Raw genomic sequence first — 21,424 nt, forward strand, 5'->3', positions numbered from 1 at the left:
CGAAAAATGGCATACTTCGTGCTTGGGAGATTGGCGGTAAAGGCGAGCCTACATCGTAGACACTCGCAAATAGCCAAGGCGCGCTTGCCCGGTGAATTTGACTTCGAGCTTGACCCCCAAACCTCATTGGAATATCTCGGGCAGCGCAGAGCGGGCGTTGTGTAGTGGTAAGACCTTAGCCTTCCAAGCTAATGACGCGGGTTCGATTCCCGCCGCCCGCTCCAGAAAATCTCTTATAAAACTGTTGTTCTGCCGTTATGCGCTGCGATTGGTGCCTTGCTGTGCCGACGACTCGTTGACGGCAAATCATTTGTCTGTGCATCGGCGCAGGATTCATGTGCTTTCCTCGGCATGGCGGGATGAAACCTATGCCCCACATCATGGGTTGAGTGTCTTTGAAAAGGAGCATCCTATGAGCACCGTGAAACTTGTCATCCCGTTCTATACGACCTACGGCACTAACCATCAGATGGCGCAGATCGCAGAGGAAGCCGCAAAAGAAGCTGGCGCCGAAACCCGGCTGCGTCGCTTCGCTGAAACCGCGCCTGACGAGGTGGTTAACGGTCAGGATGCGTGGAAAGAGCAGCTTGAAAAGATGCAGGGCATTCCCGAAGTGTCTCATGACGACATGAAATGGGCGAACGCCTATCTGATCTCCGTGCCCACGCGTTATGGCAATATGCCAAGCCAGGCGGCGGCGTTTATCGACACCCTTGGGCCGCTTTGGCAAAACGGTGATCTCGCAAACAAAGCTTTCAGCGCGATGACCTCGACCAGCACGATGCACGGCGGGCGTGAGACCACGTTGCAGGCGATGTACGTTATGGCGATGCACTGGGGTTCGGTTCTTGTTGCGCCGGGTTACACTGGTGAGATCATGTTCGAAACCGGTATGCCCTACGGCATTGCGCCGACCGGTGGCGACATCAAAGATGCCGAGGAAAAAGCCATTCAGCACCAAGCCAAGCGCCTTGTGGAGATGGCCGCCAAACTGGCCGCCTGATCGGTCAAGTGTGTGCGAAATGTCGTGGTTTCCCGCGACGTTTCATTTAAGGGCTTTCCTCACTGGACCGGGTATGAATGCGTTGTCTAGATACGCGCATGCCCGGTCCTACGCTGCCCCCGTTTGAAAGTGATCATCGCCTGCCCGAAAGGGTTGATGTCGTCGTTATTGGCGGCGGCATAGTTGGCGCGTCGACTGCCCTTGAACTTGCCGAGAGCGGGGTCTCCGTTCTCTTGTGCGAAAAGGGTCAGATCGGCGGAGAACAATCCAGCCGCAACTGGGGCTGGGTGCGCATGGCCCAGCGTGACCGGCGCGAAATTCCACTCATGCTCGAGGCGATTCGCCAGTGGGAGAGCTTCGAGACCCGGCTGAAGGACAAGACCGGCTATACAAAATCCGGTATCTTGTTCACTTCGTCTTCGGCCAAAAGCATGGCGGCAAACGAAAACTGGGCCAAGCATCTCGACAGTTACGACTTCGAGCACCGGTTGGTATCCGGTCGGGAGCTGGATGACATGCTGCCCGGCCATCGCATGAAGCTGAAAGGCGCGCTGTACACGCCGACGGACGGGCGGGCCGAGCCGCAATGGGCGGCTCCTGCGATCGCCGAAGGGGCGCGTGCAGCGGGCGCGACTGTCATAACGAGCTGCGTGGTGCGCAGCCTCGATCTCGAAGCCGGAAAAGTCGCCGGTGTGATTACCGAAAAGGGCCGAGTCAAATGCGGTGCCGTGGTGCTGGCCGGGGGCGCCTGGTCGCGGCTCTTTGCTGGCAATGCCGGGGTCGGTCTGCCGCAGCTCAAGGTTCTGAACACCGTGCTTCGTACGACGGTGGTGGACGGGCCGACGACATCGCTCTGGACAGACAGCGTGTCGATGCGCAAACGGGTTGACGGCGGGTATACGATTGCCACCGGCACGCAGAACGTTGTCGATCTTGTGCCAGACAGTTTTCGGCTGGCCTGGGCGTTCCTGCCCGCCTTCCGCGCCGAATGGCGGTCTCTGCGCTTTCGCCTGTCAGATCGCTGGCGGACAGAGTCGGCGCAGTTGCGGCGTTGGCGGCCGGATCAGCAGACCGCTTTCGAAGAATGTCGCGTGCTTGATCCGGCCCCGTCCCAGCGCCTTTTACGCAAGGCATGGGCCGATGCGCAGCGTCTTTTCCCGGTATTCGAAAAGGCCGATATCGTGCAAAGCTGGGCAGGTATGATCGACGTGACGCCAGATGCCGTTCCGGTGATTTCGCCAGTGGACGCCATCCCGGGTTTTCACATCGCGACCGGCTTTTCCGGTCATGGCTTTGGTATCGGTCCGGGGGCAGGGCGGTTGATGGCCGATCTGGTCACCGGTCGGACACCGGTTGTCGATCCAAGCGACTTCCGCCTGAGCCGGTTCAGCGATGGCAGCAAAATCACCCTCGACAGCGGTTATTGAGCCCGTCTCGGGGCTTCTCCAACTGGACAAAGCGTATCTTGTGTGACAAGTCAGCGCCCTGACTGGAGACGCTTATGACCACCACCCGTTTTGCACCGTCGCCCACGGGCTATATCCATATTGGCAACCTGCGCACGGCGCTGATGAACTTTCTCATCGCGCGACAGTCGGGTGGAGAATTCATCCTGCGGATCGACGACACCGACCCGGTGCGCTCCAAGGAGGAATATGTCGAGGCGATCAAGGAAGACCTGACATGGCTGGGCCTGCGCTGGGACCGGATCGAGCGTCAGTCGCTGCGGCTTGACCGCTATGCCGAGGCTGCCGACAAGTTGCGCGATATGGGACGGTTCTACGAGGCGTTCGAGACGCCGACCGAACTGGACCTGAAGCGCAAGAAGCAGCTGAACATGGGCAAGCCGCCGGTCTACGACCGTGCCGCGCTGAGCCTGAGCGATGCAGAAAGGGATGCCCTGCGTGCCGAACGGGGCGACGGGGTCTGGCGTTTCAAACTCGATCAGGAACGGATCGAGTGGAAAGACGGCATCCTAGGCGATATTTCCATCGATGCTGCAAGCGTGTCCGACCCGGTGCTGATCCGGGGTGACGGTCAGGTGCTTTACACGCTTGCGTCCGTTGTCGATGACACGGAGATGGGTGTGACCAATGTGGTGCGCGGCTCGGACCACGTAACCAACACCGCCACGCAGATCCAGATCATCAATGCGCTGGACGGCAACGTCCCCGAATTTGCGCATCACTCACTGCTGACCGGGCCGCAGGGGGAATCCCTGTCCAAGCGGCTCGGAACCTTGTCGCTTCGTGATCTCCGGGCCAAGGGCGTCGAGCCGATGGCACTGCTAAGCCTGATGGCGCGTCTCGGCTCTGCCGATCCGGTCGAATTGCAGACCCAGATGGCGCAGTTGATCGATGGTTTCGACATCTCGCGCTTTGGCGCGGCACCAACCAAGTTCGACGAGGCGGATCTCTATCCGCTGACGGCACATTACCTGCAGTCGCTGCCGCTCGAGTCGGTGCGTGATCGCGTCGATGCGCTCGGCGTACCCGCAGAACTGGCCGAGCCCTTCTGGCTGATGGCGCGGGACAATATCACCACGCTGGAAGACCTCGGCGGTTGGTGGGCGCTGTGCCAAGACGGGGCGGAACCGCTAATCGCGCCGGAGGACGAGGAATTCGTGGCGCAGGCCATGTCGATGCTGCCCGCAATGCCATTCGATGAATCCAGCTGGAGCACTTGGACCGGGACGGTCAAGGATGCCACCGGGCGCAAGGGCAAGGGGCTGTTCATGCCGCTGCGCAAGGCGCTGACAGGGCAGGAACGCGGGCCTGAAATGGCAGCGCTCATGCCGCTTTTGCAGGTGGTTCGGGGCCGCTAACGAACGACGTGCACCGCGCAGGAGGCGTGGCGCACGACCTGCGTAGCCGTCGATCCCATGATGACTTCCTGCATACCGGGACGGTGCGATGCGATGATGATCAGATCAGGGTTGTGCTCGCTGGTCCAGTCAAGAATGCTGCGCCCCGAGTGACCCTCGATCACTTCGCCAACCGCGTTTGGCAAGGCGGCGGCCATCTCGTTCAATTGCGCCTCGATCGCCCTGCGCGTTTCGTTGGCGTAATCGGGGGGCATATAGGAAATCGCATAGGCTGGGACATGTTCGATCACATGCAACAGCGTTATCCGAGCGTCGGGTGTCGCAAGCATCCGGGCCAGTTTCAATGGCGCGGTCGTGTCATGGTCGGTGTCGAAAGCGATCGGAACAAGAATATTGTGATACATGGGCGACCTACCTTTCCTGATCTTCACGGCGATCTTGCCGTGGGTGCATCAGGCCCGCCTTGATTCAGATCACGCCGTTCCCTGACGCCATCCGATTAAATGACGCAAATTACCGGCTCGGCAAGAGGTTTAACGCTATAGCGCGTCAAGCGCCGCCTGGATTTCTTCAACGAGGTCGGCAACTTCCTTATGCGCGGGGCCCTTCCGCGCCTCGATTGCGGCTTTGCCCTGACCAAGCGTTTCCGCATAGACGATCCGGTTGGCCATCGTGGTCTTGGCAACGGCCGCGTCCATTTCAGCGACTTTTTCGGCCACATCCTGCGCCAACCGCGTTCCGGCGCGGGCACGGGTCATCACCATCATCGTCGGTTTGCTTTCCCGGTCTGCAAGGTAGAGCACGACCTCGACCGCCCACAAGTCGAGATGAGAGGTCGCCACGGGAATGAGGACGAGATCCGCCGCGCGCAAGGCCGGACGCAGATCGCTGTCGGCTTTGGGCGGCGTGTCGATGATGACGATGTCGTGGTTGTCTGACAGCTTGCGGCATTCATAGGGAACACCCCAAGCCGAAGCGGTTGAAAAATCGATGCCCGGGTCTTCCAGCGCCTCGACTCTGGTCATGAACCATCGACCCGCGCTGCCCTGCGGATCGGTGTCCATAAGGGCAACTGATTTCCCCGCTTTTGCAAAACCGATTGCCAGGTTGACGGCCAACGTCGTTTTACCGGCGCCACCCTTTTGCTGCGCTATGCTGATGACGTGTCCCATTCAGGTCCCCTGCCTCGCTGCAATGCAGCATAGCAGGCGCGTATCCCATTACAACGGAGAATTAAGAACGGAGCAGAGCGGCGGTAACGTCGCCTTAACCATGATTAACCAGTTTGGGTGGCGCAAAAGGAGTGCCAATGTGCGTGTCGAACTGGTCTTGATTGGCATCATGCTTGCGCCGACCCCGGCGAGTGCTGGCGCGTGGCTAAGAGAGAAGGGGACCGGATTCGTGTCTGTGCAGACCAATCTGCGACGTGACGCGCTTGGCACCGCGCTTGAGACCGACAGCTACGGTGACTACGGGCTGACCCCGAACCTTTCCCTTGGCTTCAGTATCTTTTCATCGGGGCGGCAGGCTGGCAACGCGACTGTATTCTTGCGCTTTCCGCTGGGCGATCAGGGGGCCGAAAACAAGTGGTCGGTGGAAACTGGCATCGGCGCATGGTGGGCGCCAGATATGGTTAACGGCTTGGTTAAGCTGACCGTGTCCTATGGGCGCAACCTTGCCTGGGGCGAGGCAAATGGATGGCTCAGCGTTGAAAACACTGTCGAAAAGCGGCTGGGGATTTCGTCCATGGTCTGGAAACTGGATGCAACGGTCGGGCAATCGACAGGCAGAGGAGGGCACGCTCCAGTCATCAGGCCCATGGTGAAACTGAACACGACGAAAATCACTGGCCAGCCGCTGATCTGGTCGGTATCGGCAAACATGCTGATCGACAGCAAGAACGGCACGACATGGCTCGTGGGGGTGGAGCGCAAACAACTGCGCGAGCCGAGTTACGCGTTGACCGTGGGCTTATGGCGCAGGTTCTGACAGTCAGGTCACAGACGCCAATAAACGATCCCCGCGACCTGCAAGATCACTCGTCGATGCGCACAGACAAAAGCACGTCGCCCTTCACGTCTTCTGCCCAGAACAGGTCGATCCGGTCATTGTTGCCACCCTGCCGGGTTTTCACATAAGGCATGCCATAAACGGTCTGATTGCTGCCGTTCTTGATCGGTCCGACCGCGACGATGGAATCGACCTGTCGCGCCTCGCCAGAAAACACCAGTTCTCCACCCAGATCGACTCGCCAGCTTTGACTGGTGGAATTCTCGCTGTGCAGTATCGGCATCGGGTTGGATACCTGTTTCGAGACTTGATGATAGGTATTACCGGTGAATGTGACGTTCTTGTTCCGGCTGAGGTCGAGCGGCGCAAAGCTGTCATCGACCCGTTCGGCCCGCTCTATCGTGCCGTTGATCGAACGGAACTTGTTGCCGGTTATCGTCACGCCGTTCAGGAAATGCCCGCTGCCGCAGGGTTTCACGACAATATAGCTGAACCAGCTCGCTGTATCGCTGCAAAGGCAGATATTGTCCGTGATGCTCAGCGCGCTGAAGGAAAAGCCGCTGACGAAATTCGGCTTGGCATCATGCTCGTTGGTCCATTCTATCGAACAGTTATCGATGTAATTCGCGGTGATCGTGCTGCTGTTGTAGCCGCTGGTAAGCACGATTCCGGCGCTGCGGACGCCGTTCGCCACGGTGTCACCCTGAAAGAAGTGATTGCCCGAGATGATATGGTTCGAACCGCCGAATACGGCGAAATGGCGGAAACGCGTGGCCCTGTTGTTCCGCAGCTTGATATCGTTGGAATTGCCGTTAAGTGCGATGGAAACCCGATCTTCGACATCCTTGGAATCCTCATCCGACAGGAATTGGCAATTGTCGATCAGCATTCCCTGACACCCGTCGCCAATTGATGTGATCCCCCGATCCTTGGGACGGGTGACAAAGCTGTTATGGATCAAGAAAGCAGTACCGCTGGGCGCAAGCCGGATACCGCTGGCAAGCCCGTTACATTGAAGTTCGAGTTCCGAAAGCTCGAACTTGCTCAGTTTCTCGAACCGGGAAAAATCGAGTATGTATTTGAAATCATGAAAACTATATGTTTGAGTTCCTTCGGCCGCATAGAGTTGCGCGCTTAAGGTAACCTCTTCGGCGCCGATGTTCTTGTCCTTGACATAGATTTCGCGCCCGACCCCGTTGCCCTCGACCAGCGCGCCCACCGGAATATTGGCGATATTGGTGACATTGGTCAGTTTCGTCGGGTTGTTCGAATCGTAATGGGCCTGCGATGTCACCGTGTCAGTATCCCATGCCGAAGACCCATGGGCGTTGAGCTGACCATTTCGAATGACGCGGCGGGTGGCATAGCTCGACTTGTTCGGGACAGCGCCCTGCATGTCGATCGGGCCATCGATGTTAACCTTTCGCCCGCCAAGGTCGAGCGAGTCATGGTCTGCATTGTTCAGCAGCGCCTGAAACGCTTTGCGAAAAGCCAGGTCCTCGTCGCCGAAGGCCGCGATATAGCTTGGCAGATCGTAGTTCTTTGTCAGCAGTAGCTGTCGACCGTTCGGCATGGTCACAGTGCCTTCGAAATGCACAGGCACGTCAAAAGTCACGTCGTCCTCAAGTCGGTAAGTACCGGATGGCACCAGCACCCTGCGCCCGGCAGCGGCGTCGTTCGCAGCGGCGAAGGCAGGCGAATCGTCGGTGATCCCGTCACCCACCGCACCGAAGTCGCGCACATCCACAAGGCTCAGCATGTCGCGAATGAAATATGACGTCACATCCTCGATCTGGATGTCATCGATCCGCACGACGCCGCCATTCGGGCCGGTCAGATCGATACCGAAGTGACCGTAGAGCGCCTCGGTTCCCCATGGCATATCGACACCGCCCCGTTCCCCGGCACCGACGATGGCGCGGACTTCGACCACGCTCCCGTAGGTGGTCAGGTTTGCCGAATTTCCTGTTTCGGTCAGGCCGTTGACGTGATTGCCGCCCGCACCACCTGCCCAGGCGGCGATCCGCACGTTGGGAAGGTTCCCGCTGATCGCTTTTACCCGCGCCCGGATTTCCAGATAGCAGCCTGGCAACAGCGGGGTTTCCCCCATATAGCGCAGCTTTTGCGTCGCATTGGTTTTGACCAATTCAAGACAACCGGCGAAATCCGGATCCGACGGGACAAATGCCGCGTTTGCATCGTTGTCATAGGTGTCCGAACTTGGTGTGCCGTTGCCGCTGGACCAGACATCCAGCCCGCTCTCGAAAGCTGGCGGCGTGAGCAGAACGCCGTCGGTAATCGCCTTGTTCATCGAGTTCCCTTTCCCGAAAGAGTCGGCCCCGGGATCATGGTCATTGCCATGTGGCATGCAGGCCGGTTCCGATTGCGGGACCGGACCTAGGGAAAAAGAATTAAAGGCGGTTCACAGCACCGTTACGGTACCGCAGTCTCAGGCACTGGCTTGGGGCAGTTTCACAAGTTCTACCGCGTTGATCTTCCAGCCGTTTTCCTGCTGGATCATCTGGTAGTCCAGCATATGCAGGCGGCCTTCACCATCTCTCACCTGAACCCTCTGCCAAAGCGCACCGTTTTCTTCGTGCAGATCAAGGAAGCGGATATCGGCCGGTCGATGCACCATCGGATAACCGTTGGTGACCATGCGGCCAAAATTCTCGGGCGTGCGAAAGATGTCTTGGATGCCGGGGCTGGCATAGGAAAAAGCCCTGTTGAAATCATCGGCCTTGAAGGCATCGAGCTGGGCACCGATGGTGGCCTCGATGTCCTTGCTCTGGGCGGCCAGGGGGCTGGCAAGCCCGATGACAAACCCTATCAGTATCAGGAAATAGCGCATATTGTCCTCCTTGTCGGTAAGGAGGGTACGTCCGGCGGCAGAACATGGATCAGAATCCGATGCGCGATGCCGCCGGTACCTTTGCCAGATCAGGCCAATTCGCCAGCCAGTGCCTTGTCGATCAGCGCGATGGTTTCATCGACACCGTACAGCGCGATGAAACCGCCAAAGCGCGGTCCCTGGCTCGCACCCAACAGTACTTCGTAAAGCGCCGTGAACCAGCCGCGCATCGGATCGAACCTCTCGCGACCGACGGCATAGACGATCGACTGCAGCGCCTCGTCATCCTGCGGACCTTCGTAGGCGGCCAGTTCGGACCGAAGCGCTTCAAGCGCCTCGCGTTCCTGATCTGTCGGCGCGCGGTACTTGCGCGTGGGTTTTACGAAGTCATTGAAATAGCGAATGGCAAATCCGGCGGCATTATCCAGATCCGGATGGCTTTCGGCGGAGGCCTCAGGCGCATAGCGGTTGATAAAGCCCCAGAGCTGAGCCTTGTCCTGCGCCCCGGAAACCGAAGCAAGGTTAAGCAGCATGGCAAACGGCACGACCAGCGTCGATTCCGGGACATTACCGCCATGGATGTGCCAGACCGGGTTATTCAACTGCGCCTTAAGATCCTGCGTCGGGTAGGCCCGCAACTGCTGGTGATATTCGTCCACCGCTTTCGGGATCACGTCGAAATACATGCGCTTGGCCGTCTTGGGCTTTTGGTACATGAAATAGGACAGGGATTCCGTGCTCGCGTAGGTCAGCCATTCGTCGATGCTGACGCCGTTGCCCGAAGACTTCGAAATCTTCTGGCCGTTTTCGTCAAGGAACAGCTCGTAAGTGAAATGCTCAGGTGCCTTAGCGCCCAGCGTCCGGCAGATGCCATCATAGATCGGCGTATTGGTCGAGTGATCCTTGCCATACATCTCGAAATCGACGCCAAGCGCGGCCCATCGGGCACCGAAATCCGGCTTCCATTGCAGTTTCACATTGCCGCCAGTGACGGGCAGGGTCCATTCGCGCCCTTCCTCGTCGTCAAAGGTGATCGTGCCGTTCTTGGCGTTCACCTCTTTCATCGGCACGTAAAGCACCCGGCCGGTTTCCGGATGGATCGGCAGGAAGATCGAATAGGTCTGCTGACGCTCCTCGCGCAGCGACTTCAGCATGATTTTCATCAGGTCTTCATAGCGCTCTGCCGCAAGCAGCAGCACCTCGTCGAACTGACCAGAGCGATAGAATTCGGTGGCTGAAATGAATTCGTATTCGAACCCGAAAGTATCGAGGAACCGCCGCAGCATCGCGTTGTTATGATGGCCAAAGCTTTCGTATTCGCCGAACGGATCGGGGACCGTGGTCAGGGGTTCCTGCAGGTGTTCCTTCAGCTTTTCCTGATTGGGCACGTTGCCCGGCACCTTGCGCATCCCGTCGAGGTCGTCGGAAAAACAGATCAGCTTGGTCGGGATGTCGGAAATCTCTTCAAAGGCGCGCTTGATCATTGTCGTCCGCGCGACTTCGCCAAAGGTGCCGATATGGGGCAGACCGCTTGGGCCATAGCCTGTTTCAAAAAGCACATAGCCCTTTTCGGGTGGCGCTTTTTCATACCGTTTGAGCACCCGGCGTGCCTCTTCAAAAGGCCAGGCTTTCGAGGCAAGTGCCGCGTCGCGTGTCTCAGACATGGTGCTCTCCGGGTTCTGCGGTCGCACACCCCGCGCGACCTGACGCCGCTACCTATTGTGCTGGACCAATGGCGTCAATATTCTGCATCACAGCGAAAACCGCGTAACAAGGAATGCATCATCGTGGACAATTCTGAAAACCACCCGCTCAGTTCGCAGGACTGTCTGCTCGCCCTGATGATCGCAGTCTCAGCGTCGGACGGGAACATTAGAACGGCAGAACTGGTCAAAATCCAGTCTGCGGTGAACCTCTTGCCGGTCTTTTCGGGCTATGACGATGACCGGATCAATTCGATCACCCAGATCGTCTTTGACCTCTTCGAGCAGGAAGACGGGCTTGATGCCCTGTTTGGCCTGATCCGCGACAACCTGCCGGAACGCCTGTTCGAAACCGGTTACGCGCTGGCTTGCGATGTGGCGGCGGCAGACGGCACCCTTGCTGAACCGGAACTGCGCCTGCTTGAGGAAATGCGTTATGAACTCAATATCGATCGGCTGCACGCGGCGGCCATCGAACGCGGTGCGCGTGCCCGTCACCTGACCTAAAGTCAGCTGCTCCCGTAGAGAGCGCCCCAGCGGGCGATCAGCTTTTGCTGGAACATGCGCGCGCGACCGTTCCAATGGCGCGCGCCTCTGGGCCTTTCACGCTCTTCCCGCGACAGACTCGCACGTATCTTGCTGTCTGCGGCAAAGATTGCGAATGCCAGCTCGGTGCCGTCAGCCGCGGTAATGAACCCGCCCAGTCCCGAGACGAAGTTCAGTGTGCCGGTCTTGGCCTGCACCTTGATCGGGGAGGATTTGACCAGCCGCCCCTTGGAATCGAGCACCGGTATCGACTTCAGCAGCGGAAGCAGAATCCCCGTGCGCCGCGCCTCGACCAAAGCGGCAACAAGATCCTCGGGCGTCATGCGTGAATCGTCACCCAGGCCCGAATGATCCTCGAGCATCGTGTTCTTCATGCCGAAACGCTCAGAGGCCCATCGGCTCATCTTCTCGGCAGAAGCTTTCATCGAGGCAGGCGGTTTGCCCAGTAACTGCGCACTCGTCGTCATCCCGATCATTTCGGCGGTCAGATTGTTGGAATACTTGAGCATGTTGCGCAGCAACAGCGGCAGGGGGGCGCTGCTGTTCTCGGCCAGAACTTCCGTGCCTTCCAAGCCGATTCCCGCGATCCGCGCAGGTGGCAGGACAATGCCATTGGCGCGGGCGAGTGTGCGGAACACATCCCCGGCATAGGCGCCCGGTCGACGAACCGGCAGCCAGCGCGCACCGCCGTTGCCAAGCGCCCCGCGCGCTACGGTCCAGCTGTCTTTGCCGCCGCTGTCGGCATAGGTGTAAACAGGAATGGAACGGTCGACCACTTTCATGACCGCCATCTGAACATCGGGACGATAGCGCTCGGTTCGGGCATCCATCGTGACGTTGTATCCGCCCGACACCGCTTTCCATTCGAAATGCACCCGGTTGAAATTCAGTGCGATCCCCGACACGGCAGGGCTGTACCCCACCTGATCGGGCTGTCCTTCGTCTATGCTGCGTGTATAGGGCAGGGCGGCGTCATCGACGATGAACTCGCCCCGTACCTCGCGCAGCCCCAGCTTTTTGAGATCGGCCGCAAGACGGGCCAGCGCATCGGTCGTCAATGTCGGATCACCGCCGCCGCGCAGCACCAGATCACCGGCCAGAACGCCGTTCTCAAGCCTGCCCCGGGCGAGAACCTGCGTTTTGAACCGATATTCGGGGCCAAGCGTTTCCAGCGCGTAAAGTGTCGTCAGCGCCTTGGCGACGCTGGCTGGCGGCAACCCGGTGCTGCCCTGCACCGATTCAAGGATCAAACCGCTTTTCACATCCGCAACGGACCACGCCAGATCGCCGCTGATCCCAGCGGTTTCCAGCAAATCCTCGGGGCGTTCGAAATAGGGCAGCCGATCTTTCTGACCGCGCAGATGCGGGCGAAGCGAGCGCGCCGGGGCACCGGCAAAAGCCTGTCCGGTCGCTGCCACGGCGCCAAGACCGGCAAGAAGGGATCGACGCGAAATATTCCTCAGCATGCCGATACTTAACCTCACCATTTGTTCCGGGACAAGCAGGATATGTTTGCTTTTTTAACGGCTGTGACCCGCGGTCATCGCCACCGCCGAGCGCTGTGGGTAAACGTCCTGACATCCAGCTTGCCTCAAAGCTTTAAACTATTGACGCGAAAAGCTTAAATTCCAAATCACTAAAGGCTAAGATGCCGACGACCAGTCGCCTCTTGCACGGATCGCGCTGGAACTAAGCGCCATCATCGGCACGTTCACGAAACACCAGGCTGGCGGCAGCGAATGGGCAAGCAAATGGCTTGCCGCCGGGCTGATCCGATACTGCGCATAGATGCGCGCGGCGGGCGACATCCGGGCCGAAATCCGGTCACCGGGTCGGGCGAGCACACCCACTGGCACCGTATCCATGATCTGCCGCCAATCCTGCCAAAGGTGAAACTGCGCCAGATTATCCGCCCCCATCAGCCAGACAAAGCGCACGCCCCGATACTGGCTGCGCAGGGCGGTCACGGTCTCGGCGGTTGCGCGGGTGCCCAGCTTTGCTTCGATATCGGTGATATCGACGCGGGGGTGTTTCATGATCGCCCGACAGGCGGCCATTCTGCGATCCAGCGGTGCAGGACCGCGCGGCTTGAGAGGGTTGCCCGGCGAGACAAGCCACCAGACCCGATCCAGCCCAAAGCGCGTCAGGGCCTGCCGCGTGATATGCACATGGCCTTCGTGCGGCGGATCAAAAGATCCGCCGAACAGGCCGATGGTCTGGCCCGGTCTCGCGAAAGGTATCGATGTGGACACGGCGTTCCCCGGATGAACGTCCCTTGTTCTGGCGTGGCGCGTAGGATTGTCAATGGGTTGAAAGCGGTATTGCTACCGCCCGGCAAAATTCCGAAACGCTTCCAGCGGCTGAATTTGGGGTTTTGACGCCTCGCCATGATCCCGGTAAACTCCCGGTACGCAATGAGTGTGGCGCGAGACCGCCCAGACCGGAGCCCGAAATGGACACTGCAGCCGACAATTCCGCCGCCCTCGCGATACGAGATTCCGCCTGCGATGACCTGATCGCCAGGCTGGAGGACGAGGCTGCGGCGTCCGATGCGACCACCGCTGAAATCGCACCTTTCGTAAAAGAACTCTTTGCGCGCTATTTCGATGCCAGCCAGAAAAAGAACGAACCCGCCGAGGTCGCAAGCGCCAAGATATCCAAGATGGTCGGCAAACAGGCGCGAAAGAAATTCGCGATCTCCTCGGAACCCGCGCCGACGCCCGAACCCGAGGCCGAAACCGCCTTTGCCGGGCAGGTGGCGGGCAAAACCTCTGGCATAGACCGTAAGATCCTGAACATCCTTACAGAGGTCTCGGCGCATTTCGGCGAACCTATCACCATTCTGTCGGGCCAGCGCAGCAAGCCGCAACAGGTTCAAGCCCTGTACACCAACTGGCAAAGCCATCTGCGACGCGGCAAGGACAACGCCTATCTCGCCAAGAACGAGAAATTGCGCGAACAGCTCGACATCCTGAAACAGGAAAAGAACAAGGAAAAGTTCGTCGCCCTGCTAAACAAAAGCGCGGATTTCTCGGCGCTCAGCCGGCATATCGAGGGAAACGAAGTCGATCTGGCAGCAAATACGGATCCTGATATCGTCGCGGCGCTGGCGACTTGTCTCAACCACAGTGCAGGGCGCAATTCCGAAGGGGCGCGGTGTCACCACTTTGACAACAGCAAAGCAGTCTGGCCGATCACCGAAAGCACCCGCGCCAAGTGGAAGACCCCGTAGCAAGCCGCGTTGCAGGGGCGCACGATATCCACTAGAAGCGCGCGAAACCTCATTCAAACGAACGGAATCCAGTCATGGCAGCCTATCAATATGTCTACCACATGGAAGGCGTATCAAAGACCTATCCGGGTGGGAAAAAGTGTTTTGAAAACATCCATCTGAGCTTCCTTCCGGGCGTCAAGATCGGTGTTGTCGGCGTCAACGGCGCCGGTAAGTCCACCCTGATGAAGATCATGGCCGGGATTGACAAGGATTTCACCGGCGAAGCCTGGGCCGCCAAGGGCGCCAAGGTCGGCTACCTGCCGCAGGAACCTCAGCTCGACGAGAGCCTGAACGTGCGCGAAAACGTCATGCTGGGCGTCAAGGAAAAGAAAGACATCCTCGAGCGTTACAACGAACTGGCGATGAACTACTCGGACGAGACCGCCGAGGAAATGGCAGAGCTGCAGGACAAGATCGACGCCGAGAACCTCTGGGATCTCGACGCCCAGATCGACGTTTCTCTCGAAGCGCTGCGCTGCCCGCCGGACGACGCGGATGTGAAATCGCTCTCGGGCGGTGAACGTCGTCGTGTGGCGCTCTGCAAGCTGCTCCTTGAAGCGCCTGACATGCTGCTGCTCGACGAACCGACCAACCACCTCGACGCCGAAACCATCGCGTGGCTGCAACAGCACCTGATCGACTATAAGGGGACGATCCTGATCGTCACCCACGACCGGTATTTCCTTGACGATATCACCGGCTGGATCCTCGAACTCGACCGGGGACGCGGCATTCCCTACGAGGGCAACTACTCCGCTTGGCTCGAACAGAAAGCCAAGCGGCTGGAACAGGAAGCCCGCGAGGACAAGTCGAAGCAGAAAACCCTGGAACGCGAACTGGAATGGATGCGTCAGGGTCAAAAGGCTCGTCAGGCGAAATCCAAGGCGCGTATCCAGGCCTATAACGAACTCGCCGATCAGTCAGAGCGCGAAAAACTGACGCGCGCTCAGATTGTCATCCCGAACGGTCCGCGCCTTGGCAGCAAGGTGATCGAGATTGAAGGGCTCAAAAAAGCGATGGGCGACAAGCTTCTTATCGAGGATCTGAGCCTTGCCCTGCCGCCCGGCGGGATCGTCGGTGTGATCGGCCCGAACGGTGCCGGTAAGTCGACCTTCTTCAAGATGCTGACCGGGCAGGAAAAGCCGGATGCGGGGAGCATCGAATACGGCGATACGGTCGACCTGTCCTATGTCGATCAGTCGCGCGATGACCTGAACGCGACCGATACCGTCTGGGAGGCCATCTCGGGCGGGGCCGAAGTGATCGAACTGGGCGATGCTTCGGTGAACTCGCGCGCCTATTGTTCCTCGTTCAACTTCAAGGGCGGCGACCAGCAGAAAAAGGTCGGCCAGCTTTCGGGGGGGGAGCGCAACCGTGTGCACATGGCGCGGCTTCTAAAAGAAGGCGGCAACGTTCTGCTCCTTGACGAACCGACCAACGACCTCGACGTCGAAACGCTCCGCGCACTCGAAGACGCGCTGGTCGATTTCGCCGGGTGCGCGGTGGTCATTTCGCACGACCGTTTCTTCCTCGACCGTATCTGTACCCACATCCTCGCCTTCGAAGGCGAAGCGCATGTGGAATGGTTCGAAGGCAACTTCGAAGATTATGAAGAAGACAAGAAGCGCCGCCTTGGCGATGACGCGCTGGAACCCAAGCGTCTCAAACATAAGAAATTCGCCCGATAAAGCGAATGCGGGATGGCGGAAACGCCGTCCCGCCCTAACTGGAGGGCTGAGCGCTGGTCGGCCCGCCGCGCAGCCCAATCCAGAGGTTCTTTTCATTGATTTCTTTTTTGCGCGACATTTTCCACCGCTTCGAAGCCGTCACTCTTGCTTCCCTTGTGATCATCGCTGGCGCCATCTGGGCCTTTGGCGCACTGGCATCCGAAATGATCGAGGGCGACCTCGAAGCGTTCGACCGCACGATACTGGTCGCGTTGCGCAACCCTGCTGATCTGTCCGATCCCATCGGCCCTCGCGCGGTCGAGGTGATGATGCGCGATCTGACCGCGCTCGGCGGCATCACCGTGCTCAGCATCCTCACGATCTCCGTCATCCTGTTTCTGGCGCTCAAGGGCAACCGGCGTTCAGCCGGTATCGTCGCGGTAGCGATCGCTGGCGGTCAGGGGTTGTCACATCTGTCAAAGATGCTGTTCAGCCGCCCGCGTCCCGATCTGGTGCCTCACGGGGTCGAGGTCGCGACCGCTTCCTTCCCATCGGGCCATTCGATGATGGCGGCAGTGACCTATCTGACGCTGGCCGTGATGTTGGCGCGGGTGGAACCCCGACCCAGGATCAAGGTGCTCTACGTGGCGCTGGCCGTGTGCCTCACTGCGGCGGTCGGATGCAGCCGCGTCTATCTGGGGGTGCACTGGCCCTCCGACGTGCTTGCCGGGTGGGCCGCTGGCGCAGGCTGGGCGCTTGCCTGGCTTATGCTGGCAAGCTGGTTGGCGTCCAAAGGCGAAATCGAACCGGACCGGAAAGCCGCCTGAGAACGCGGCCCCGTTTCAGGCCGCCATCTGCGCTTCGGCATCTTCGCGGTGGATGGAGGAATACGCCCAACCCTCGGGTGTGACGGCAAGATCCCGCTCAACTGGTGCAAACCAGCAACGACGCACGGCATCGGCATAATCGACGATGCTGGTGAGTTCCTGCATGTTAGCGCCCGGAGTCCAGATGTTTCGTGTCTCGGTCTCGATATCCAGAACGGCCGAGGCAAAGCGGTTCTTGATGGTCTGCCAGCGGATCGCAAAATTGCTGTCATCAGCGGGCAAGGTCCAGACGCAGAGCAATTGATCGGGCAGCGCAACGCAAGCATCTGAATAAAATGGCATTTTCTGCCCGGTAAAGCGGATGGCTGCGCGCAGCGCGTCATACTTGTCGGTCAGTGTGAAGCCAGCGTCGCCCCGCAAGGTGAACGTCAGGGAGGCCGTTTTACCGGCGGGGGAGGGGCGCGTAAGCTGCATCATCACTAGAATCGTCCATGTTGATAGTTAAAGATAGGTTAATTTTTCACTCAGCCCGGCAGGAACATGCGCTTTCGCATCGCCGCAAACAGGTTCGCCTCTTCGGCATGATCGACTGTTGGTACCCTTTTCCGCTTGTCGAGATAGGCCTTGAGCGTGTCGCTTGCGGCCAGACCCGACCAGAGACGGTTCGTCGATATCTCGACCGTGCGCAGATGCGGCGCGCCGCGCGCCGTGTCACTGAGCGGATGCCAGATAGTCTCAAGGTTGCGGGCAATCTCGGTTTCGAGCGCCTTTACGTCGACTCGTTTGCGGCCGTGCTGGATAGCGATAAATACGCCGCGACCGGCATAGGCGATGCGGGTACGATCCGCCGGCATGCTCTCGACAAGGGCGCTGCCGACAGACTGGATGTCATGCCGGAACTGCGCCGGGCTGACCGAATTGAAGTGGATCTGCGCGCCGGTCATTTCGACCGCGATCAGGCTCATGGCATAGCATGCACCGGTACTGCGCAGCAGCTGGTTCTCGATTTCCAGCATGTCGAGGAAACCGTCGACATTTCCAAGCGCGAGCCGATCCTCGAACTCGATCCGGGTCAGGCGGTTGAGTTCCTCAAGCTGACGCTGGCTGCGCTTGTCGCGCTGCATTGTCTCGTTCAGCATCGCCGCGAGCTTCACCCGCGTGCTCAGTTCAAGACTGTCGAAGGGCTTGGTCACGTAATCCGTGGCACCGGCATCAAAAGCGCGTTGCATCTGTTCCGGCTGACGGCTTGCGGTGATCATGATGATCGGCGTCGTGCGATGTTCATCAAGCGCCCGAATATCGCGGCAAAGCTCGATGCCGTCGGTGCCCGGTAGCAGAATATCAAGTAGGAATGTGTCAAAAGGCTTTTCGGCGCCCTGCAGTACCTCAAGCGCATCTTCGGCGCTCTCGACGCAGGTCAGATCGATGTTACTCTGTGACGCCAGCCCGTCCCTGAGCAGGTCGTGGATGATCGGATCGTCATCAACTGCGAGAATACGCATTCTTTTGCCCAAGGCTCCTGTGGTCCCGACGTGCTTTCGCGGCGGGATTTCTCAATTCTGTTAACCATGTGCCCGGGAAAAGGGGCCGGAATTGGACAGGAAGTTGACCTTTTGCGGCGGCGAGCAGATGGGGAAGACATTAGAGCTTCCCGCTCTGACTTCTCTCCGGGATATGCCGGTTCTGAGCCGTCCGATCTGTGAACTCGGACACAGGACTGTGCTTATCATCCACCAAATCGGCTGTAGTTCGCTATAAGAATGGCTTTTCGAAAAATAACTTGCCAGAAATCAACGGCTCTGCCATATGCGGGCCGCTAACGTTTTTCTATATCGACCCACTGTCTCCCCTAATTCGGTTTTCAGTCTTCGATCCAGACCGACTACGCCGAGTTGCCGCATCAAGCGGGCAGCATATCAAAAGGAGACACGGATATGGCTACTGGCACCGTGAAATGGTTCAACACCACTAAAGGCTTCGGCTTCATCGCACCCGATGGCGGCAGCAAGGACGTTTTCGTCCACATTTCTGCCGTTGAGCGCGCTGGCCTGACCGGCCTGAAGGACGACCAGAAGGTTACCTTCGATATCGAAGCAGGCCGCGACGGTCGCGAGAGCGCGACCAACCTGGCACTGGCCTAAGATATATCTGCCGGGCGTGTGCATTGCACGCCCGGCACCTACGCAAACTTGCGTAGCTGCGGACCGTTACAGTGTCTGCCCCCTGATCTGCACGTCGAACAGCTGTTTCTACCGTGCCGTTCCCATCGCTTTCGCCCAATATGTTCGTGACCGACCCTCAGCGTCGGGAAATCTTTCGCATTCGTGGAAAGACTTCGCAGGACCCTGACCCACACTCACATTTTTGCGAGGCGATTGACCGCTTGGCCGGGCCGCCGCAACAATAATGATTGTTAAGGTATGGCGATTAATGGGACCCGCGATGTTTTCAAGACGCACCTTCCTGTCCGCTCTCGCAGCCACTGCCGCCGCGCCTCACGCCATTCAGGCACAAACCGGAGAAGCGTTTGATCCGACACCGCAAGAGGTCCGCATCAAGAAGCTTTATGTACCGGGGCAATTACTGGTGCTGCCGAGGTCCTTTTATCTCTACCTGGTGACCGAGGAGCGAAAGGCAATCAGGTACGGCGTCGGTGTCGGCAAGGCCGGGCTTGAATTCACCGGCACCGCCGTAATTCAGGTCAAGAAGGAATGGCCGACCTGGCGACCGACGCAGGAAATGATCGAACGCAGCCCGCGCGAATACGCGAAGTTTGCGGATAACGACTATGTGCAGCCGGGTGGTCCCGACAATCCGCTGGGTGCCCGCGCGCTCTACCTGTTCCAGAATGGCGCCGATACCTATTTCCGGATCCACGGCACAACCCAGCCATCGACCATCGGGCACGCTGTTTCCAACGGCTGTATCCGCATGCTGAACGAACACGTGGTGGATCTATATAATCGGGTGCCGATCGGAACCGTGGTCACGGTGCTTTGATGTGGGCGATATCTCTGCAAAACGACGTCTCGATCAAATCCGGTTCGCGGGCGTAGGTCTGATGGTGCTGGTCATGCTGGCACTTATGGCGGTCGGTATGATCGACTATCCCGACAGGCGTCCGGTCGACCCTGACCCCGATGAACTGGCGCGCGTCCTCGCCGCTTTCGCCCAGCCGCAGCTCCGATCATTCGAGACAGACCGCGAATATTGCGGGTATCTCATGCAATACCGCAATGGCGAGCTTGGCTTCACCGAAATGATCCAGGGCGGTTACGACGGATGCACGCCCTACCTGCCCATGGGAGATTCCTTTCCAATCGCGTCGATGCATACCCATGGCGCCTATTCGAAAGATGTCCCTGCCGAGTTTCCGACCGTGCTGGATATGGACAGCGACCGGATCGAAAACGTGAACGGCTACGTGGCTACGCCGGGCGGACGTCTCTGGTATATCGACTCGCGCGCCGGAACGGCCCGGCAGCTCTGCGGCATCGGTTGTCTGCCGCAGGATCCCGATTTCCGCCCGGGTGACGATGGTTTGATCGCGGAATCCTATACATATGAAGAACTTGTGAAACTTGAGGCGCGACCGTAATGGGCAATACGAATCCCTTGCATTAAAAACGGGTTTCGCTTTTTACTGAGGGTGCGACGTTATGCTATCGACCTCACTGCTCCTTAATACGGCTCAGTTCTCGATCTGGTGACTTTGCCGACCTGCCACATACCGTGGGCAGACTGACTATAGGAGAAACGACGATGGCTACTGGCACCGTCAAGTGGTTCAACACCACCAAAGGCTTCGGCTTCATCGCCCCCGATGGCGGCAGCAAGGACGTTTTCGTCCATATTTCCGCGGTCGAACGCGCGGGTCTGACCGGACTGGCCGACAATCAGAAAGTGACTTTTGATGTCGAACCCGGTCGCGACGGCCGCGAAGCTGCGGTTAATATCGCGCTGGCCGACTAAGCCAGACTCAAGAAATTTGCTCTTCAAAAGAGCGTTGAAAGCCGGGCACAAATGTCCGGCTTTTTTTATTTGGACTCGGTCAATCCGTACTGATGCGTTCGATCAGCTGGAGAACTTCGGGTCCAATGGCCGCCACGATACGTGAAACGCCTTGGGCATTCGGGTGAATCCCATCGGTCTGCATATAGGCGCCAAGGCTTGCCGGATCGGCACCCTTACCCGCCAGGCCGCCTAAAAAACTCGGTATAAAAAGCGTACCATAGGCGTCTGCCAGCTCTGCGTAATTGCTCTCGAATTGCTCCTTGTAGGCGGCGCCGAAATTGCCCGGCGCTTCCATCCCGATCAAAAGCACCTCGACCCGCGCCTCGTCGGCCGCCTGAAGGATGGTCTCGAGGTTGCCGCGTGTCACTGCTGGATCGATCCCGCGTAAGAGGTCGTTGCCGCCAAGTGTGACGATCATGCCATCCACTTCCGGCGTGAGGGTCCAGTTTACCCGCGCGGCCCCGCCCGCGCTTGTATCGCCCGAAACGCCCGCGTTGATCAGCTTCACCTCGGCGCCCTGATCGGCAAGCCATTTCTCAAGCTGGGGCACAAGCCCGTCGCCCTGCGCCAGCCCATAGCCTTGCGTCAGGCTGTCGCCCAATGCCGCGATTGTGACCGGCTCGGCACGGGCGAGTAGGGCGTGGCAAATAAAAACAATGCTCAGCAGTATCTTGTGCATCGCGCTATCCACTCCATATCAATTGG

22 protein-coding genes and 1 tRNA gene are annotated in these 21,424 nt (G+C 58.9%); 13 read left to right on the forward strand and 10 right to left on the reverse strand.

The genetic code is table 11. The annotated features are described in order from the left end of the window. The first annotated feature begins 150 nt into the window (after positions 1 to 150). From MF268_RS10550 to gltX, 4 genes are all read left to right on the forward strand, one after another. Positions 151 to 224: transfer RNA gene (locus MF268_RS10550), tRNA-Gly, on the forward strand. A 188-nt stretch (positions 225 to 412) separates the two neighbouring features. After that, the gene (locus MF268_RS10555; RefSeq protein WP_238370831.1) at positions 413 to 1,003 is read left to right on the forward strand and encodes a flavodoxin family protein; all 591 of its coding nucleotides are present in this window, start codon (positions 413 to 415) and stop codon (positions 1,001 to 1,003) included. A 98-nt stretch (positions 1,004 to 1,101) separates the two neighbouring features. Then, positions 1,102 to 2,430: an NAD(P)/FAD-dependent oxidoreductase gene (locus tag MF268_RS10560; protein WP_238370832.1), complete on the forward strand. Its 1,329-nt coding sequence runs from the start codon at positions 1,102 to 1,104 to the stop codon at positions 2,428 to 2,430. 74 nt (positions 2,431 to 2,504) lie between these two features. Next, positions 2,505 to 3,827: a glutamate--tRNA ligase gene (gltX, locus tag MF268_RS10565; RefSeq protein ID WP_238370833.1), complete on the forward strand. Its 1,323-nt coding sequence runs from the start codon at positions 2,505 to 2,507 to the stop codon at positions 3,825 to 3,827. Here the strand turns inward: gltX and MF268_RS10570 are convergent. Both MF268_RS10570 and parA read right to left on the reverse strand, forming a co-directional pair. Then, positions 3,824 to 4,231: a universal stress protein gene (locus tag MF268_RS10570; protein ID WP_238370834.1), complete on the reverse strand. Its 408-nt coding sequence runs from the start codon at positions 4,229 to 4,231 to the stop codon at positions 3,824 to 3,826. The genes gltX and MF268_RS10570 overlap by 4 nt on opposite strands. 135 nt (positions 4,232 to 4,366) lie before the next feature. After that, positions 4,367 to 4,999, reverse strand: a complete 633-nt coding sequence (parA, locus tag MF268_RS10575) for a ParA family partition ATPase (RefSeq protein WP_238370835.1) — start codon at positions 4,997 to 4,999, stop codon at positions 4,367 to 4,369. A gap of 139 nt (positions 5,000 to 5,138) precedes the next feature. On the opposite strand from parA, the gene MF268_RS10580 reads away from it, so the two are divergent. Next, a complete protein-coding gene (locus MF268_RS10580; protein ID WP_238370836.1) occupies positions 5,139 to 5,816 on the forward strand; it encodes a hypothetical protein in 678 nt (225 codons plus the stop codon). Between the two features lie 46 nt (positions 5,817 to 5,862). On the opposite strand, the gene MF268_RS10585 is transcribed toward MF268_RS10580, so the two are convergent. From MF268_RS10585 to MF268_RS10595, 3 genes are all read right to left on the reverse strand, one after another. Beyond that, the gene (locus tag MF268_RS10585; protein WP_238370837.1) at positions 5,863 to 8,148 is read right to left on the reverse strand and encodes a glycosyl hydrolase family 28-related protein; all 2,286 of its coding nucleotides are present in this window, start codon (positions 8,146 to 8,148) and stop codon (positions 5,863 to 5,865) included. A 138-nt stretch (positions 8,149 to 8,286) separates the two neighbouring features. Further along, entirely contained in the window at positions 8,287 to 8,688 is a 402-nt protein-coding gene (locus tag MF268_RS10590; RefSeq protein ID WP_238370838.1) for a DUF4864 domain-containing protein, read from the reverse strand. A gap of 89 nt (positions 8,689 to 8,777) precedes the next feature. Next, complete coding sequence (locus tag MF268_RS10595) at positions 8,778 to 10,352, reverse strand: lysine--tRNA ligase (RefSeq protein WP_238370839.1); 1,575 nt, start codon at positions 10,350 to 10,352, stop codon at positions 8,778 to 8,780. A 177-nt stretch (positions 10,353 to 10,529) separates the two neighbouring features. On the opposite strand from MF268_RS10595, the gene MF268_RS10600 reads away from it, so the two are divergent. After that, complete coding sequence (locus MF268_RS10600; RefSeq protein WP_088632377.1) at positions 10,530 to 10,898, forward strand: tellurite resistance TerB family protein; 369 nt, start codon at positions 10,530 to 10,532, stop codon at positions 10,896 to 10,898. Between the two features lie 2 nt (positions 10,899 to 10,900). On the opposite strand, the gene dacB is transcribed toward MF268_RS10600, so the two are convergent. Together dacB and MF268_RS10610 are read right to left on the reverse strand one after the other, a co-directional pair. Continuing rightward, complete coding sequence (gene dacB, locus MF268_RS10605) at positions 10,901 to 12,403, reverse strand: D-alanyl-D-alanine carboxypeptidase/D-alanyl-D-alanine endopeptidase (protein ID WP_238370840.1); 1,503 nt, start codon at positions 12,401 to 12,403, stop codon at positions 10,901 to 10,903. 177 nt (positions 12,404 to 12,580) lie between these two features. Then, positions 12,581 to 13,189, reverse strand: a complete 609-nt coding sequence (locus MF268_RS10610) for a nicotinate-nucleotide adenylyltransferase (protein ID WP_238370841.1) — start codon at positions 13,187 to 13,189, stop codon at positions 12,581 to 12,583. A gap of 200 nt (positions 13,190 to 13,389) precedes the next feature. Between MF268_RS10610 and MF268_RS10615 the strand changes: the two genes are divergently transcribed. The 3 genes from MF268_RS10615 to MF268_RS10625 all read left to right on the forward strand — a co-directional run bounded on the left by MF268_RS10615 (position 13,390) and on the right by MF268_RS10625 (position 16,705). Then, the gene (locus tag MF268_RS10615; RefSeq protein WP_238370842.1) at positions 13,390 to 14,169 is read left to right on the forward strand and encodes a hypothetical protein; all 780 of its coding nucleotides are present in this window, start codon (positions 13,390 to 13,392) and stop codon (positions 14,167 to 14,169) included. Between the two features lie 74 nt (positions 14,170 to 14,243). Next, positions 14,244 to 15,899, forward strand: coding sequence for an energy-dependent translational throttle protein EttA (gene ettA / locus MF268_RS10620; RefSeq protein ID WP_238370843.1), 1,656 nt, complete (start codon positions 14,244 to 14,246; stop codon positions 15,897 to 15,899). A 95-nt stretch (positions 15,900 to 15,994) separates the two neighbouring features. After that, positions 15,995 to 16,705 (forward strand): phosphatase PAP2 family protein, encoded by a 711-nt coding sequence (locus tag MF268_RS10625; protein ID WP_238370844.1) that lies wholly within the window; start codon positions 15,995 to 15,997, stop codon positions 16,703 to 16,705. 15 nt (positions 16,706 to 16,720) lie between these two features. On the opposite strand, the gene MF268_RS10630 is transcribed toward MF268_RS10625, so the two are convergent. Both MF268_RS10630 and MF268_RS10635 read right to left on the reverse strand, forming a co-directional pair. Then, entirely contained in the window at positions 16,721 to 17,182 is a 462-nt protein-coding gene (locus MF268_RS10630) for a transposase (protein ID WP_238370845.1), read from the reverse strand. 47 nt (positions 17,183 to 17,229) lie between these two features. Beyond that, complete coding sequence (locus tag MF268_RS10635; protein ID WP_238370846.1) at positions 17,230 to 18,207, reverse strand: response regulator; 978 nt, start codon at positions 18,205 to 18,207, stop codon at positions 17,230 to 17,232. A 432-nt stretch (positions 18,208 to 18,639) separates the two neighbouring features. Here MF268_RS10635 and MF268_RS10640 point away from each other — a divergent pair, with 432 nt between their 5' ends. The 4 genes from MF268_RS10640 to MF268_RS10655 all read left to right on the forward strand — a co-directional run bounded on the left by MF268_RS10640 (position 18,640) and on the right by MF268_RS10655 (position 20,677). Next, the gene (locus MF268_RS10640) at positions 18,640 to 18,846 is read left to right on the forward strand and encodes a cold-shock protein (RefSeq protein ID WP_238370847.1); all 207 of its coding nucleotides are present in this window, start codon (positions 18,640 to 18,642) and stop codon (positions 18,844 to 18,846) included. Between the two features lie 301 nt (positions 18,847 to 19,147). Then, complete coding sequence (locus tag MF268_RS10645) at positions 19,148 to 19,705, forward strand: L,D-transpeptidase (RefSeq protein WP_238370848.1); 558 nt, start codon at positions 19,148 to 19,150, stop codon at positions 19,703 to 19,705. A 1-nt stretch (position 19,706) separates the two neighbouring features. Continuing rightward, a complete protein-coding gene (locus tag MF268_RS10650; protein WP_238370849.1) occupies positions 19,707 to 20,303 on the forward strand; it encodes a DUF4329 domain-containing protein in 597 nt (198 codons plus the stop codon). Between the two features lie 164 nt (positions 20,304 to 20,467). Continuing rightward, positions 20,468 to 20,677: a cold-shock protein gene (locus MF268_RS10655; protein WP_088631995.1), complete on the forward strand. Its 210-nt coding sequence runs from the start codon at positions 20,468 to 20,470 to the stop codon at positions 20,675 to 20,677. Between the two features lie 79 nt (positions 20,678 to 20,756). On the opposite strand, the gene MF268_RS10660 is transcribed toward MF268_RS10655, so the two are convergent. Continuing rightward, positions 20,757 to 21,398, reverse strand: a complete 642-nt coding sequence (locus MF268_RS10660) for an arylesterase (RefSeq protein ID WP_238370850.1) — start codon at positions 21,396 to 21,398, stop codon at positions 20,757 to 20,759. Positions 21,399 to 21,424 lie beyond the last annotated feature (26 nt).

This window comes from Heliomarina baculiformis (genome assembly GCF_019966545.1).
Taxonomy (GTDB): Bacteria; Pseudomonadota; Alphaproteobacteria; order Rhodobacterales; family Rhodobacteraceae; genus Heliomarina; species Heliomarina baculiformis.